Source organism: Rhodococcus sp. SJ-2, assembly GCF_053750035.1.
Window position 1 is genome coordinate 169,184 of sequence record NZ_CM132340.1, and the last position, 15,171, is coordinate 184,354.

A 15,171-nucleotide genomic window follows, 5' to 3' on the forward strand; every position below is an offset into this window, starting at 1 on the left:
ATGTCCACCACGCGCACAGCACTGACCCCGCTCGTCGTCACCACTGCATCCGCGGCGGCCTGGTTCGCGTGGCTCGGTTGGGACTCTGGCTACCGCGAACTTCCGGACGGCAGTGTGGAGGGGCCCTATTCGACGATGCAGGTGATCGCGTGCGGAGCGACGATCGCCTGCATCGTCGTCGCGGGATGCGTGGCGCTGCGCTGTTCGGTCAGGGGCAGCATCGCGGTGATCGCATGCGTCACCGCGGGGTTCGCAGCAATGTGGGCGCGCGATGCGGCATCATCGGATTCGAGCGGCTTGTGGGCAATAGGGCTGACCTTGCTGGTCCTCGGCATGATCACCGGCCTGACGATCGTCGCGGTCCTCACCCGATTCGCGCAGAACGCGTACCGGTCAAGACGGTGAGATGGCATCGCGACAGGCGTGCGCGTTGACGCTCGGATGATCTGGACCGGCTGACGAGTCCGTCCATGGTGTCGATGTCGAGAACCGCGAGCAGGTGACCACCTGGAACGACAACGTGCGTTCGCCGTCCCCCGATGACCATGCATGCGCTGGCGCGGATACGGTCAACCCGTGATTCTGTGTCATCCCCAACCGCTAACCTCTCGATCATGACCGAGAAGACGAAGGGCCCCGAATCGTATTTCCCATCGATCGAGAAGAAATACGGCCGCCCGATCGAAGAGTGGAAGACCTTGATCCGCTCATCCGATATGACGAAACACATGGAGCTCGTGAATTGGCTGAAAGCCGATCATGGTATGGGCCACGGTCACGCGAATGCGCTTGTGGCCCATACCCTGAAGGAACCCGGAGCTCAGTAGCCGCACTCAGGTGTTGTCGACCCAACGCAGGAGCGCGTAGAGGAATCGGGTCGCGCCCGGCATGAAGTTGCTGCCGTGGTGGTACATCGGATCAAGTGTGGTCGCGATGATGCGGCCCGCGGTGGTGACGGTGTCCTCGTACAGCATCATGCCTGCGTCGTGCGGATTACCTTCGGCGTCGGGCTCTTCCGACACGAGCAAAGGCACGACGTCGGCATCGGTGTTGTAGATGCCGTGGTGGTGCCAGATGACCGACTTCGAGGTCAGGTACTGCCACGATTCGTGGTCGTGGCTGCGTGTGCGGATCATCGGATCCTCTTTCGTGAGCCACCACCAGAAATTCGTGGGTCGCTGTTCCCACTGCACACCCGGAAGCCAGTAGTGGGCGCCGCTTTCACCGAGGGCGACAACGGTGGCGCCGCGCTCGGCCACAGATCTGAACTGCGCGGCGTTCTTCGCGACGAGTTCCGGATGGAGACGCTCACCGATGATGACGGTGTCGTATCCGTCCAGATCACCATCGTCGAGTTCCGGGAGATAGAGGAAGTCCGGTTGGTATGCCAATACAGCGGGGTCCTTCATCGTCTGCAGGTGGTAGTAGGTGCCGCCGTGGACGATTGCGAGTCGCTTGCCACTCCGGAAGGCGCGGTCGGTGCGAGCAAAGGGTTCGATGGTTGTCACCGCTGCACCAGCCAATCGATGAGTTGCGTGGTCAGTTTCGAGGAGCTGTTGGGGTCGTTCGCCCAGCCGGTGAGGTCGTTGCCGCCGTGCGCGAGCACCTGACCTTCTCCCAGGGGATAGACGTAGTCGAGAGGGAGGGCGTGGCGTCCGATCCGGGTGGTGACCAGGGCGTCCTCCGGAATCTTGTCGATGTAGCCGCGCGCGTAGAACCCGGTGACGCCCTTGCGGGTACTCAGATCGACAGGATCGATGCCGTCCCAGACGGGATGCGGGTCGCCGAGAGTGATCGCCAGGTCTTTCGGCCCGGTGTACGCCAGCTTGCGCCACACACCCAGCCCCGGAAGAAAGCCGGTGAGCACGTGCCCCATGACCGCGACCCGGCCACCCGAGGTGACGAACTCGGTGAGCAGGTCCTTGTTTCGCTCGAGGAAGATCTGATCGGACCCTCCGCCGATGATCAGGCCGCGCACCGACGTGAGGTCGATGCTCGGCAGGCGGTAGATGTCGACCTCGCCGAGTCGAGGATCACCGTGGACACCACCCGCGAGGTTGTCGGAGCCCATGGTGATTCGTAGGACCGGAGCGAGTGCGGCGGAGGCAGATTCGCCTGGGTCGGGAGCGATGCGTTCAGGTGCTGACACAGGATTCTTCCGTTAGGTCGAGCATGACGCTCGTGAGGTGACGTAACGGCTCCTAAGGTAAGCCTTTCTTAACCAACGGTCAACTTTCATGCACCTCCGCGTCGGCTTCACTCCAGGAGACCGGCGAGTGTCTTCCAGGTGGCGTCCCATGTCCAATTCTTCGCCCACTCCCGTCCGGCGCTGCCCATTCGGGTAGCGGCGTCGGAGTCCTCGAGCAGCATGAGCAGGGCCTTCGACAATTCCGCATCGTTCGCTGTCACGAGACCTGTAGCTCCGGCCAGGACCGTTTCCGGCGCACCGCCCGAGTCGCCGGCAATGACCGGCAGCCCTGCTGCGGACGCCTCCAGGAACACGATGCCCAGACCTTCCTCCTCGAGCCCGGCCCTTCGGGTGCGGCACGGCATCGCGAAGATGTCGGCCGCAGCGAGCACTGCGGGGATCTGAGAGTGCGGAAGACCACCCTCGATGGTCACCGCATCGGATACGCCGAGCCGTCGGGCGAGCGTCCACAGGTCACGACGTCGAGGACCGTCGCCGACCAGCACGAGTCGGGTGTCCGGGTGACGGTCACGGATCATCGGCATCGCCCGGATCAAGGCGTCCTGCCCCTTCCTGCGCACCAGTCTCGCAACACACACGATCACAGCTCGCCGTGTCCGATCGGAATCATGCCCACTCGGCACCGCGAACAGGGCGGGGTCGACACCCGGCCGCAGTTGCGTGAAGCACGTCCGGTCGGGCACGACAGGTCGCAGCGCTGCCGCGGTGTGATCGCTGATATACGTGAAGACATCCACACTGCCAGCCATGTGCCGCAACCATGCCCGAGTCGGTGGCAATGTTGCCCACCATGTTTCGTGCCCGTGACTGGATGCGACGATGCGCTTCACACCCACCTCACGCAGCGAGTGTGCAAGAGACGAGAGCGGGGCCGCAGCGGCGAACCAGACACGATCACACCCGTGCGCGACCGCGATCGACTGCACCGTCCGTGCCACACGACGAGTGGGGACAAGCATGCGCGAACGATCTCGGATCACCCGAAACGGCATCTGGGCGTCGAACCGAGACGCGCCGGGTTCCGCAGAGGTATAGACGACCACGTCGGACGGATCGAAACGACGTACCATCTCGAACGCGAACGTCTCGATACCACCCAGCCTGGGAGGAAAATCGTTGGTCACGACCAGGATGCGGTTCTGCGTGTTCACCACGCCGCCGCCCGAATGATATTCACTGGTGCCCGCTTCGGGCGACAGGTCGATTCGAGGGCGATCACTGCGGCAACTCCACCGAGCATCAGCGGGTAGACGAAGTACCCGAACCGGGAAGTGGGTGCAAGCAGGAAGAGGACCGTGAGGCCGACAGAGGCGAACCCGGCGGCGCGCACGAAGGAGTCCGGAGGATTCCGCACAAGCATGACAGCGGCACAGATCCCCGCCCCGACCAGAACGACCAACGCGAGCGTCGCGCCGTACGACACCAGACGAGCGAGTGCTCCACCGACGAGCGAGTGTCCGGCCGGTGTCACGACATCCGTGCGCCCGAGCGGAAAGAACAAAGTGTGCTGCACGAATGCCGCCGGATCGGTGAAGGCCGGAACGTGAAACACTATTGCCAGCGCCGCACACGCCGACCCTGCAGACAGGGCTGTTCGTCCGCCATGGCGCGTAGCCAGCAGGGCGAGTGCGACCACGAGGACCGGAACCGCGAGCGGTTTGAGAGCGCACGCGAAGGCGAACGAGACCACCGTCGTCGCTACGCGCCCTCGGGTCGCCGCCGCGAGACCGAGGAGCGCCGCACCGACAACCGGAAGGTCGACTCCGCCGACTGCCATCGGCAGTGCGATCACCGGTGACGCGATCAGCACAGTGAGCCGGACCCAGGAGTGGTGCGTGAGCGGCCGCGCCAGGATCATCTTCGCGGTCAGCAGGACACACGCAACGAAGAACAGCGCGAACCAGATTCGCGGGTCACCGATCCTGTTCTCCGGGAACAGTTGCGAGGGTATGCCGAAGAGCGTCATCGCCGGGCCGTACGGGTTGTACTGGTCGAGCACCGACGGATCCGGAGCGTAAGGGCTACCCGTTGCGACCAGAGATGCGGCCGACTCTGCGACCACCGACACCTCGAGCTGGGCGGTGTTCGTCGCGATCAACGCCGTTCCCGGCACGAGAACAGCACCGATCGCGGCGGACACGGCAGCTGCCGTGATGCGTCCTTTCACCGTAAGCATGGCCGCGACCACGTATCCGGCGACTGCCCACAAAGCCCATACACGATGCGGATGCAAGTGTGTGAGTGCCGCGTAAGCGAAAGTGCCCACGGACATGGCCCCGTACATCAGAACCCAAGGGCGAGCAAGGAAAGCCGCCGGAACGAAACGTACCGGGCGGCGATAATGTGCGTGCTCGAGAAGCATGCGGGAAACGCTACGGCGGTAGAGTCACCCGAACATCCCCTGTGACAGCGATTTTCGATCTAGCTCGATCGAGCTACAGCAGCTCGGTCAGACTCGCCCCTGGAGATGCTCGAAGTAGAACACGACCGCCTGGGTCCGGTCGCGCAGGCCCAGCTTTCCGAGAATCCGGCCGATGTGGGTTTTCACCGTCTCCTCCGCCACCGACAACTCCGACGCGATCTCCGGGTTCGACATGCCGCGCGCCATCACCTGCAGGACCTCCCGCTCCCTCGGCGTCAACACCGACGCCCGAACGGATTCCACGACCGCAGTGCCCCTGCGCCTGGTGAATTCGGCGATCAGACGGGTGGTCACCGACGGTGCGAGCATCGACTCCCCCGCCGCGACGGTGCGGACCCCGGTGATGAAGTCCGATGCGGGCGATTGTTTCAACAGGAATCCACTTGCCCCGAGACTCAGTGCATCGTAGACGTAGTCGTCGAGGTCGAACGTGGTCAGCATCATCACCCGGGTGCGATTGTCCGGTCGCGTGAGTACCGCTTCCGCTGCCCCGATACCGTCGAGCCTGGGCATCCGGATGTCGAGGACCACGACATCGGGTTCCAGTGCCGCGACGAGTTCGACTGCTTCCGTACCGTCCGCGGCACTGCCCACCACTTCGATATCGTTCTGCGAGTTCAGAACCGCGGCGATTCCGTCACGGACGAGTGCCTGGTCGTCGGCCACGACCACTCGAATCGTCACCGCTTCTCCCCGAGTTCGTCGTGTGTTCCCGCAGGATAATCGAACCCGACATCGACGACGAACCGTCCGCGATCGTCGGGACCGATCTCCGCGGTGCCCCCGTACGCTGCGGCTCGCTCCCGCATTCCGATCAACCCGTGCCCACCACCGTCGTGCACCGAGTGACCGGACACGATGGCGTTACGCACCGTGAGACGCGCGCGTCCGGCAGCGATCCGAACTTCTATGGTCACAGGCTGCCCGGCCGCATGCCGATGCGCATTGGTCAGCGCTTCCTGGACGATGCGGTACATCGCGGACGAGATCTCCGGCGGCACGGTTTCCGGCGCGCCGACCATGCACACGTCCACCTGCCTCCCCGACGATCCGCGCCAGCCCGCTATCAGGTCGTCGAGCCGGTCGAGTACGGGGGCTTCCGATCCGCCCTCGGCTTCGGGCTCTCGGAGGACGTCGACGACGCTGCGCATCTCGGTCAACGCGGTCGCGGCAGCCGTGTGGATATCGTCGAATGTGCGGTGGACACTCACAGGCAGCTCCGGATGCGTGAACGTCGCGGCCTGTGTCTGAACAGCGATCATCGACATGTGGTGGGCAACTACGTCGTGCAGCTCTCGCGCGATACGAGTGCGCTCGCGGGTGATGGCTTCGCGGTGTTCCTGCTCACGGCGCAGGCCTCGTTCCACGACCAGATGCGTCTCGGCGGCGCGCAGCCGCCGAAAGACCGTGCCGGCAGCCACGATCCCCGTGGCGGCAACAGCGATCATCGCCACCGCATGCAGCGGCAGGCCGACCGTCCACATTGCAGGAAGGACGACCAGGATCAGTGAAGTCGATGTTGCTGCCGATACCATCCGAAGCGGCCGGCCCAACGCGAGTGCGATCAGTGCCACGCCCGCCGAGATGCAACTCGCGACCGGCCACGGCACAACTTCGTCCTGGACCAGTCCCGAGACCGTGCCCGCGACAAATCCGAAGGTCATCAGCTGCCATGTCACCAGCGGGCTCGCGAACACGAACACCAGCGGAAGCACTTGTACCGCCCCGAGCAGGTACGCGGCCACGACCCACGGCACCATGTCGGTCAGCTGCCCGACCGACGTGCCGAACAGTACGGTCAGCAACAACACGGAGCCGACGAGTCCGATCGTTCCGCTGGGCCCGCGCGGGCGCAGCGGAGCGTACGACCTCTCCGGTGTCCACGCCTCGACAGCGGCCTGGACCAAGGCACGGGAGACCACCCGGACACGTGACGACGCGGCGGCCGCCCTCGATCTCGTATGGAGCACACCCGACACTAGAGCGAGTGTTCGCTGTCGGACATCCCTCTGGAGAGCTATTTCCTTCGCGAGGGGTTCGCCTCGCGAAGGAGCTATACGGCCGAGCCGAGCACGAGGTTGGTGAGTACCCGCACACCCACAGGGAGTGCCCGCTCGTCGAGATCGAACGTCGGCTGGTGGATGTCGAGTTCCGGGCCCGACCCCGACCACACGCCGAGCCGCCCCATCGCACCCGGGATCTGTTCCAGGTACCACGAGAAATCTTCCCCGCCGCCGGATTGCGGCGTATCGGAGAGCATGCCGGGGCCGGCAGCGTGAATGGCATCCTCGAACATCCGCGCGGAAGTTTCGTCGTTGACGACGGGCGGGACACCGCGGCGGTAGTGGAGTTCGTAGCTCACTCCAGTGGGAGCGAGAAGGCCGTGCACTATCTCGCGGACCATCGGTTCGAGCAACTCCCAGGTCTCGTGGTCGCCCGTGCGCACGGTACCCGCGAGCATGCCGGTGCGTGGGATGGCGTTCGGGGCCTTGCCCGCGCTGACCGCACCCCACACCATGACGGTGCCGGTCCGCGGATCGATGCGCCGGCTGAGCATACCGGGGAGTCCGGTGATCACGGTGCCGAGCCCGTAGACGAGATCGCCCGTCAGGTGTGGACGCGACGTGTGCCCGCCGGGTGAATCGAGCACGAGTTCGATGGTGTCGGCCGCCGAGGTGATCGCCCCGACCCGCATCCCCACTTTGCCGACCTCGAGCCGCGGGTCGCAGTGCAACGCAAAGATTCTGGACACCCCGTCGAGACCTCCGGCCGCGACGACATCGAGCGCACCACCGGGCATGACTTCCTCCGCGGGCTGGAACACCAGCCGGACACCGACAGGGAGTTCGGGAACCGACGCGAGCGCCAGACCCGTCCCGAGCAACACGGTGGTGTGTGCGTCGTGCCCGCACGCGTGCGAGACGCCGGGAACGGTCGACGAGAAGGTAAGACCTGTCATCTCCTGAAGCGGGAGGGCATCCATATCGGCGCGCAGGGCGATGCGTGGCCCGTCCTTCGGCCCGAGATCGCAGATCAGACCGGTTCCCCGTGGGAGCACCTTGGGTGCGAGTCCGGCAGCGGTCAGCTCGGTCGCGACGAGTTCGGTGGTGGCATACTCCTGCCTCGCCAACTCGGGGTTCGCATGGATGTGGCGACGCCACGCGATCAGATCGCCGCCGTGCTCGTCGAGCCACTTCTCCACGTAGGGGTTCATCGGCGGCCCGCCCCTTCGAGCAGCCGCGCACGCTGAGGGGCGTCGATGGCAACTCGGGCTGCGGTCGCGGCGAGTGCACGAGCGCCATCGAGGAGAGCACGGTCGGCAGACTCGGTGATACACGCGGCCGCGAATGCTTCCTGGTGTGTGACGGCGCCACCCGAGTCGAGGCCGATGACGGGGTGTATTCCTGGCACGACGTTCGTCACGTTTCCCATGTCGGTGCTGCCCAGCGGGCGGAACCCTTCCTCTTCGACGGGCAGCGGTACGCGCCCTAGACCGATGATCTCTTCACGATATGCCTGCACCAGCCACGGGTCGGGAGTGAGTTCGGTGTAGGTGGGTGACACGGTTCGGATGCTGTGGGTACAGCCGGCGGCGAGGGCGCCGGCCTCGAAGCAGCGTCCGGCGCGTTCGCGGAGGTCGTCGAGCAGGCCTGCGCTGGTCGCGCGCAGGTAGTAGAGCATCTCGGAGTGCCCGGGCACGATGTTCGGTGCTGCCCCACCGTCGCTGACGATGCCGTGGATCTGCTGTCCCGGCATCAGGTGCTGTCGCATGAGACCTACCGCGACCTGCGCGACGGTCGCGGCGTCGGCCGCATTGCGCCCGTATTCAGGTGCCGCGGAGGCGTGCGCTTCCTGTCCGATGTAGGAGACGGCGATGTCGGCGAGTGCGAGCGAGGTGGCCCCGGTGATGTCGAAGGGACCCGGATGGACCATCAGGGCGGCACCGACACCGTCGAACTCGCCCCGCTCCAGCATGAGGACCTTGCCGCCCCCGGTTTCCTCGGCCGGAGTGCCGATCACACGCACGGTCACGCCGAGTTCGTCCGCGAGCGCGGCCAGTCCGATTCCTGCACCGACCGCCGCGGCCGCGATGATGTTGTGTCCGCAGGCGTGCCCGATGCCGGGGAGCGCGTCGTATTCGGCGCAGAACGCGAGCACGAGCTCACCGCTGCCGTATCGGGCATCGAATGCGGTGGGGAGGTCGGCGACGCCAGTGCGGACCTCGAACCCGGCGTCGCGCAAAACGTCGATGATCTTGGCGGCGCTTCGGTGCTCGTCGAACGCCAGTTCCGGCTCCGCGTGGATCGAATGCGACAGTGCGATCAAGCTGTCTGAAACAGTTTCGATCGCACTGTCGGATTCGGTCGTCACATTGCCCAGTCTGTCATGTTCGGACAGGCGTGTTCGACGATGCCACGCGATCCTGTCGGGTGGTCAACCCAGGCGGAAGTTCGACTCGTCCGTCTTCGTCCGGAGTGCCTCGATCAGCGGTGCATGCAGCCCTTGCTTGATTCCGCCCAGATTCTTGCCCCGCGTCGAGGTCAGTGCCGCCGCCTTCTCGACAGCGGCGGCAAGGACACCGTCGCCGTCCACGTGCTGCTCGGCGATGCCTGCGGCGACTGCATCGACGCCCCCGAACCGGCGGCCCGTTGTCATCGCGTCGACCGCGGTTTGTATGGGGAGGCGCTCGCGCATCAGGGCGGACATGCCGACGGTGAACGGCATGTTCAGGTTCACCTCGGGCAGGCACCAGAAACCGCGGTCGGCGCGCATCACCCGGAAGTCGTGGGTGAGGGCGAGCATCGCACCCGCTCCGAAGGCATGGCCCTGCACGGCCGCGACCGTGGGTGCCTGGAAGGTCAGGAGCCGCACGAAGAGTTCGTGCACCGAATCCAGATAACCGGGGAGGTCCGCCAAGTTGCCGAAGATCCAGTCGGTGTCCAGGCCGTTGCTCCAGAACTTCCCGGTTGCGGCGGTGACGAGGGCGGTGGGGCCCTCGTGCTCCTCGACCTCGTCGAGCCTGCGGTGCAGTTCGGTCAGCATGTCGGGGTGGAATCGGTTCTCGTTGATCTCTTCGCCCTGGTTGCCGAGATAGAGGACGAAGACGTCGCCGTCACGTTCGAGGTATGGCATGACCACGAGAATACCCCTTCCTTACTCGTGAGTAACTTCTGTTGTGCCGATAGGGTCTGACCTCATGGAAACCCCCGAGATCCTCGATCCCGCCGCCGCGGCGAAGGCCGCAGCCGATGCTGTCTCAGCAGCCAAGACCGCGGCCGACGTCGTCGCCGAACGCACCGGCATCACCGCGCACAGCATTGCCGTCGTCCTGGGTTCCGGCTGGCGCGCCGCCGTCGACCGCTTCGGCGAACCCAACGCGAGCATCCCGATGAGTGACCTGCCCGGCTTCGCACCTCCCACCGCTGCCGGGCACCCCGGTACCGTCCACTCGTTCACGGTCGGGGAGAAGGCGGTGCTCGTTCTCGCCGGACGCACCCACGCCTATGAGGGCCATGACCTGAGCAGGGTGGTCCATCCGGTGCGCACCGCGGTCGCGGCGGGAGCCCACACAGTGATCCTGACCAACGCGGCCGGTGGCATCGATCCCGAATTCGAGGTGGGACAGCCCGTGCTCATCTCCGACCACCTCAATCTCACCGGACGATCACCACTGGTCGGAGCCCAGTTCGTCGATCTCGTCGACGCGTACTGCCCCGAATTGCGCGCACTCGCCCGCGAGATCGACCCCACGCTGCCCGAGGGCGTCTATGCCGGTCTGCCCGGGCCGCACTACGAAACTCCCGCCGAGATCCGGATGCTGCGTGTGCTCGGCGCGGACCTCGTGGGCATGTCGACGGTGCACGAGACAATCGCCGCGCGTGCGGCAGGGGCGCGCGTCCTCGGACTTTCGCTGGTCACCAATGCGGCGGCGGGCATCACGGGCGCCCCCCTCGACCACCAGGAGGTCCTCGCCGCAGGGCGAAACGCTGCGATCCGCATGGGTGATCTGCTGCGCGACCTGGCAGCCAGGTCATGACCCTCCGGTTCGGGACAGCAGGGCTGCGCGGACCCGTCGGCGACGGACCGGACTGCATGAACGTCGCAACCGTCGTGCGCACGACGGCGGGCCTCGCGGCATGGCTGGTCGAGCAGGGCTGCCGCGGCGGCGCAGTAGTCGTAGGGCGCGACGCGCGCACCGGATCCGCAGAGTTCTTCGCCGCGACCACCGAGGTACTCGCCGCCGCCGGGTTCGACGTCGTCGCCCTCCCCCGACCGCTTCCGACCCCGGTCACCGCATACGCCGTTCGCGAGATGAATGCGGTTGCAGGAGTACAGATCACCGCGTCACATAACCCGGCGTCCGACAATGGTTACAAGGTGTACCTGGCGGGAGGAGCCCAGATCGTCTCGCCGGCCGACAGACAGATCGAGGCAGCGATCGACGACACGCCGGAGGCCGACTCGGTTCCTCGTGCAGCAGTGACGACCTCGGGCGACGACATGGTCGACCGCTATCTCGCGCGGGTGTCGACGCTGCCACGCTCGCCGTACCGGAGCCTGAGAATCGCGTTGACGCCGTTGCACGGCGTCGGAGGCACAACCGCGGTCGCTGCGCTCCACGCGGCAGGCTTCACCGATGTGCACGTCGTCGCCACGCAGTTCGAACCCGATCCCGCGTTCCCGACGGTCGTGTTCCCGAACCCGGAGGAATCGGGGGCCGTCGACGCCCTGCTCGACCTCGCCGCAGACGTCCACGCCGACATTGCGATCGCGTTGGATCCGGACGCCGACCGGTGTGCGGTCGCAGTGCCCACCGCGTCCGGGTGGCGAATGCTGCGCGGCGACGAAACCGGTGTGCTGCTCGGCGACCGCATCCTCGAGAACGCACCGGCCGGGTCGCTCGTGGCGACGACCATCGTTTCCTCGACGCTGCTCGGCACGCTGGCTGCCGCGCGCGGAGCCCGATTCGCCCAGACTCTCACCGGCTTCAAATGGCTCGCCCGCGCCGGTGAGGGTCTGGTCTACGCGTACGAAGAAGCGATCGGGCATTGCGTCGATCCCGAGTTCGTGCGCGACAAGGACGGAATCGGTACGGCGGTCGTGGTCGCCGACTATGCGGCCGAGTTGAAGGCATCGGATCGAACCTTCGTCGATGCACTCGACGACCTGCATCGCGAGTTCGGGGTGCACGTGGGCGACCAGGTGTCGTTCCGTGTCGCCGATCTCGCACAGATCGACACGATCATGTCCGGGTTGAGGCACTGCGCCCCGTCCGAACTGGCATCGCAACCGGTGACCGTGACCGACTTCGCCGCCGACCCGGGGCCGTTGAACACCGACGCGCTCGCTTTCGAGGGCGACACGGTCCGCGTGGTGGTCAGGCCCTCGGGCACCGAGCCGAAGCTCAAGTGCTACCTCGAAGCCGTGTCCCGAGGCGGCGATCGCGAGGCCGCGAGTGCCTCGCTGGAGGCATTACGCCACTGGGCAACCGGCCTGATTCCCGAGTAGGCGCGCGTCAGAAGCGGTGCGGTGCACCATAGGTGACGACGACATCATTGGAGGAGGTCACCGCCTTCGCATACGGCCGCAAGGTGACCGGACCGAGCGCACCGGAGACCGAACCGTGGATGCCCGCGAACCGCACTGTGGCCGTGTCGCCGTCGAATTGGTGATCTTCGATGATCGGTATGTCGGTGATACCGCCAGGCTGGAGGTCGACCTCCAGTTCCTGTTCCGGGATGATCGAGGCGTCCCAGCCGGTCGCGGTACCGAGATCGACGCCCACCGCGAGGTCGGGGATGATCTCCACACCCAGGTTGGCGGTATTGTCTCCGCCGATGTTCAGCCCCGGGGTGACGACGTGGGCGACCGCGCCGGGAAGCGCGGCCGGATAGCCGATCTGATACCCGACGGTAAGCTTCGTCCCCGTCGCTCGAGCCGCCTCGTACCCGGTGATCCGGACGGTTGTCGTTCCGTCGGCAAAGAATTCGACGCTGAGCGGTGAGCTGTCGAGTGGGGGGTACCACTGGATGGACGTGTCGGCCTGAGCCACTTCGATTGCGCGGCCACCGTCGAGCGGAAGGACCCTCGCATTGTCGACAGCGGCGCTCGCGGCTGCCGGGTTGGCGAACACTCCGAGAACCGCGGCCGCACCGAGTACGGCCACTCGGAAAGCTGGTTTCTTACATGCGTAGGACAGTCTGTTGCGCATCGCATTTCCCTGTTCCGCAGAGGTAATTCGTCGCAACGGACGTTGCGAACAGCCAGCAGCGTAACGATGTCGCAGCCGCGACATGGCAAAGCCGGTCACCGTTCAATTACGAATCAGAAACACTCTTGCGTCACACCAGACCCATCGAACACATTGGTAACATACCCCCGGCGGTATCAGCGCGGTCCGAACTGCCGGTCGCCCGCGTCTCCCAATCCCGGCACTATGTACTTCGCCTCGTTGAGCCCCTCGTCGATCGACGCGGTCACCAGACGTACCGGATGCCCCGACGCGGCAAGCGTCTCGACTCCCTGCGGCGCAGCCACCACGCACACCGCGGTGATGTCGGTCGCGCCGCGCGACGCGAGCATGTCCAGCGTCTGCACCATCGAGCCACCGGTCGCGAGCATCGGATCGAGCACGAACACCGGCAGCCCCGACAGGTCCTCGGGTAGCGATTCCAGATACGGCACCGGTTCGAAGGTCTCCTCGTCGCGGGCAAGCCCCACGAACCCGACCTGCGCCTGCGGTATCAGGGCGTGCGCTTGCTCGACCATGCCGAGCCCGGCACGCAATACCGGAACGAGCAGCGGCGGTTGCTTCAACCGGACGCCGGTCGTGACGGTGACGGGAGTGCGAACCTCGAACGTCTCGAGCGGGGCCTCGCGCACCGCCTCGTAGATCAACATTTGAGTGAGTCGGCGCAGGGCGTGCCTGAATGCAGCATTGTCGCTGCGTTCATCCCGAAGAATTGTGAGCAGGGAAGCGGCGAGCGGGTGGTCGACCACGAGCGAGTCCATGAATCGAAGGATAGAACGACGGAACCGAAGTGCCGTCCGGTGCGTCGAAACAATGTGACACACATTATGTGACACAGATCCATCGGTGAACGAGGAGACGAGCGGTGCCCCACCCACAGACCGACACTGGAACACTCCATGCTGATACAGCGGTGATCGCGGGCTTCGGTCGCGTCGCCGCGGAACTCGCCGACCAGGTCGACCAGGCCGGACTCCGTACCGGATCGAGCGACCCGGCCGCGCTCATACCCCTGCTCGGACCGGTCGGTGCCGACTTCCTCGCCGCCTTCACCGCCGCATACGACGGTCACTCTTGCGAACTCGATCGGATTCGCGAGGCTTTCTCGGGAATGAGCACGATGGCGACGCTGACCGCGGCCGCCTACGAACGCACCGAGAACGAAACCGTCATTGCCCTGCACGGCAGCACCGACGTGCTGGGCAGCTCCGAGGGCGCCCTGTGATGGCCGGGGTGGGCGCAGACACCCTCATCTCGCCCCTTCATGATCTGCTCGGAACCCTCGGTTCCGACGCGCCTGCAGGCTACGACCCGGGCAGCGGCCTGCGCGCGGGATGCGCGATGGCAGAAGAAGCCCAAGCCGGCTGCCGGAACGCGCTCGCTGAGCTCTCGTGGGGGTGGACCGGCACCGCCGCCGAAGCGGCAATCGGCAGCGCCGAGCGGATTCTCGCCGACACCATCGGCGCCGTCGACCGAGGCATCGAGCTCGCCACGAGCGCGCTCGAGGCGACCGTCACGGTTGCCACCGGGGCGGCCGAGTTGAAGCGCATCATCGATTCGTTCGTCAGGCTCGCCCAGCAGGCAGCACCCGCGCTGGCTCTCCCGCAGGGCCAATTGATGCTGATCACCGCTGCAATCGAGCACATCGTCGAGGGTCTGGACGTTCTCACCCGAGTGACGTCGTCCCTCTCCGAACTCACCGCGAAGGTGACAGCATTGCTCCCCGAGCCACCGACGGGAGTTCTGCCTCCGGCAGAGAGTGGCACCGTACCGGCCGCACCAGGAGGACGGCCGGCGGAGTACGGCGAGATCTCCACGATGAGCGGCTCGGCAGCCGAGGCCGGCGCAGGGGTCGCGGTGGCGTTGCCCGACGGCTCTGTCGCGCATGCTCCGAACCCGACCGCTGCCGAAGCCGTTCGTCGCGCGCTCGGCCAACAGGGGACGCCGTACGTGTGGGGTGGTACCACTCCCGGCCGCGGACTCGACTGCAGCGGCCTGACCCAGTGGGCATACGGGGAAGCCGGTGTCGCGATTCCGCGTCTCGCACAGGAACAGGATGTCGGTACGCCTGTCGACGCCGGGTCCGTGCTTCCGGGCGACCTCGCGGTCTGGGACGGGCACGTCGCAATGGTGGTCGGTGGCGGGATGATGATCGAAGCAGGCGACCCCGTCTCGGTGACCCCGATCCGCACCACGAACGGTGGGATGGGCTTCCAGGGCTTCTATCGGCCCACCGAGTGACCGAACCTTTCCCTGGCCCGGTGGGAACCGATACGCCGCCTGATGCGT

Annotated in this window: 17 protein-coding genes; 6 read left to right on the top strand and 11 right to left on the bottom strand. The window is 66.0% G+C overall.

Annotation, left to right across the window (positions count from 1 at the left end; genetic code table 11):
• Together ACSYG9_RS00825 and ACSYG9_RS00830 are read left to right on the top strand one after the other, a co-directional pair.
• Entirely contained in the window at positions 1 to 405 is a 405-nt protein-coding gene (locus ACSYG9_RS00825; RefSeq protein WP_440125413.1) for a hypothetical protein, read from the top strand.
• A gap of 209 nt (positions 406 to 614) precedes the next feature.
• Positions 615 to 827 carry a DUF4287 domain-containing protein gene (locus ACSYG9_RS00830; RefSeq protein WP_440125414.1) on the top strand — a complete coding sequence of 71 codons (213 nt, stop codon included), beginning with the start codon at positions 615 to 617 and terminating at the stop codon, positions 825 to 827.
• A 6-nt stretch (positions 828 to 833) separates the two neighbouring features.
• On the opposite strand, the gene ACSYG9_RS00835 is transcribed toward ACSYG9_RS00830, so the two are convergent.
• The 9 genes from ACSYG9_RS00835 to ACSYG9_RS00875 all read right to left on the bottom strand — a co-directional run bounded on the left by ACSYG9_RS00835 (position 834) and on the right by ACSYG9_RS00875 (position 9,764).
• Positions 834 to 1,508: a hypothetical protein gene (locus tag ACSYG9_RS00835; RefSeq protein WP_454840739.1), complete on the bottom strand. Its 675-nt coding sequence runs from the start codon at positions 1,506 to 1,508 to the stop codon at positions 834 to 836.
• Positions 1,505 to 2,149: a hypothetical protein gene (locus ACSYG9_RS00840; protein ID WP_454840741.1), complete on the bottom strand. Its 645-nt coding sequence runs from the start codon at positions 2,147 to 2,149 to the stop codon at positions 1,505 to 1,507. Before ACSYG9_RS00840 ends, ACSYG9_RS00835 begins: the two co-directional genes overlap by 4 nt.
• Positions 2,150 to 2,256: 107 nt before the next feature.
• The gene (locus tag ACSYG9_RS00845) at positions 2,257 to 3,360 is read right to left on the bottom strand and encodes a glycosyltransferase family 4 protein (protein WP_454840742.1); all 1,104 of its coding nucleotides are present in this window, start codon (positions 3,358 to 3,360) and stop codon (positions 2,257 to 2,259) included.
• Complete coding sequence (locus ACSYG9_RS00850; RefSeq protein ID WP_454840744.1) at positions 3,357 to 4,571, bottom strand: glycosyltransferase 87 family protein; 1,215 nt, start codon at positions 4,569 to 4,571, stop codon at positions 3,357 to 3,359. The genes ACSYG9_RS00845 and ACSYG9_RS00850 overlap by 4 nt, the downstream gene beginning before the upstream one ends.
• Positions 4,572 to 4,658: 87 nt before the next feature.
• Positions 4,659 to 5,315, bottom strand: a complete 657-nt coding sequence (locus ACSYG9_RS00855) for a response regulator transcription factor (protein ID WP_454840746.1) — start codon at positions 5,313 to 5,315, stop codon at positions 4,659 to 4,661.
• Complete coding sequence (locus ACSYG9_RS00860; RefSeq protein WP_440125419.1) at positions 5,312 to 6,553, bottom strand: histidine kinase; 1,242 nt, start codon at positions 6,551 to 6,553, stop codon at positions 5,312 to 5,314. The genes ACSYG9_RS00855 and ACSYG9_RS00860 overlap by 4 nt, the downstream gene beginning before the upstream one ends.
• 131 nt (positions 6,554 to 6,684) lie before the next feature.
• The gene (locus tag ACSYG9_RS00865; protein ID WP_454840748.1) at positions 6,685 to 7,845 is read right to left on the bottom strand and encodes a M20 family metallopeptidase; all 1,161 of its coding nucleotides are present in this window, start codon (positions 7,843 to 7,845) and stop codon (positions 6,685 to 6,687) included.
• A complete protein-coding gene (locus ACSYG9_RS00870; protein WP_440125421.1) occupies positions 7,842 to 9,002 on the bottom strand; it encodes an amidohydrolase in 1,161 nt (386 codons plus the stop codon). The genes ACSYG9_RS00865 and ACSYG9_RS00870 overlap by 4 nt, the downstream gene beginning before the upstream one ends.
• Positions 9,003 to 9,065: 63 nt before the next feature.
• On the bottom strand, positions 9,066 to 9,764 hold the full coding sequence (locus ACSYG9_RS00875) for an enoyl-CoA hydratase/isomerase family protein (RefSeq protein WP_454840749.1): 699 nt from the start codon (positions 9,762 to 9,764) through the stop codon (positions 9,066 to 9,068).
• Between the two features lie 64 nt (positions 9,765 to 9,828).
• Between ACSYG9_RS00875 and ACSYG9_RS00880 the strand changes: the two genes are divergently transcribed.
• Both ACSYG9_RS00880 and ACSYG9_RS00885 read left to right on the top strand, forming a co-directional pair.
• Positions 9,829 to 10,668: a purine-nucleoside phosphorylase gene (locus ACSYG9_RS00880; protein ID WP_440125423.1), complete on the top strand. Its 840-nt coding sequence runs from the start codon at positions 9,829 to 9,831 to the stop codon at positions 10,666 to 10,668.
• Complete coding sequence (locus tag ACSYG9_RS00885) at positions 10,665 to 12,140, top strand: phospho-sugar mutase (protein ID WP_454840750.1); 1,476 nt, start codon at positions 10,665 to 10,667, stop codon at positions 12,138 to 12,140. Before ACSYG9_RS00880 ends, ACSYG9_RS00885 begins: the two co-directional genes overlap by 4 nt.
• Positions 12,141 to 12,147: 7 nt before the next feature.
• Here ACSYG9_RS00885 and ACSYG9_RS00890 read toward each other — a convergent pair whose 3' ends face one another.
• A complete protein-coding gene (locus tag ACSYG9_RS00890) occupies positions 12,148 to 12,843 on the bottom strand; it encodes an MspA family porin (protein ID WP_440125425.1) in 696 nt (231 codons plus the stop codon).
• A gap of 176 nt (positions 12,844 to 13,019) precedes the next feature.
• Positions 13,020 to 13,643: a uracil phosphoribosyltransferase gene (gene upp / locus ACSYG9_RS00895; RefSeq protein ID WP_440125426.1), complete on the bottom strand. Its 624-nt coding sequence runs from the start codon at positions 13,641 to 13,643 to the stop codon at positions 13,020 to 13,022.
• A gap of 104 nt (positions 13,644 to 13,747) precedes the next feature.
• On the opposite strand from upp, the gene ACSYG9_RS00900 reads away from it, so the two are divergent.
• Positions 13,748 to 14,107, top strand: a complete 360-nt coding sequence (locus ACSYG9_RS00900; RefSeq protein WP_440125427.1) for a type VII secretion target — start codon at positions 13,748 to 13,750, stop codon at positions 14,105 to 14,107.
• On the top strand, positions 14,107 to 15,123 hold the full coding sequence (locus tag ACSYG9_RS00905) for a C40 family peptidase (protein WP_454840752.1): 1,017 nt from the start codon (positions 14,107 to 14,109) through the stop codon (positions 15,121 to 15,123). The genes ACSYG9_RS00900 and ACSYG9_RS00905 overlap by 1 nt, the downstream gene beginning before the upstream one ends.
• Positions 15,124 to 15,171 lie beyond the last annotated feature (48 nt).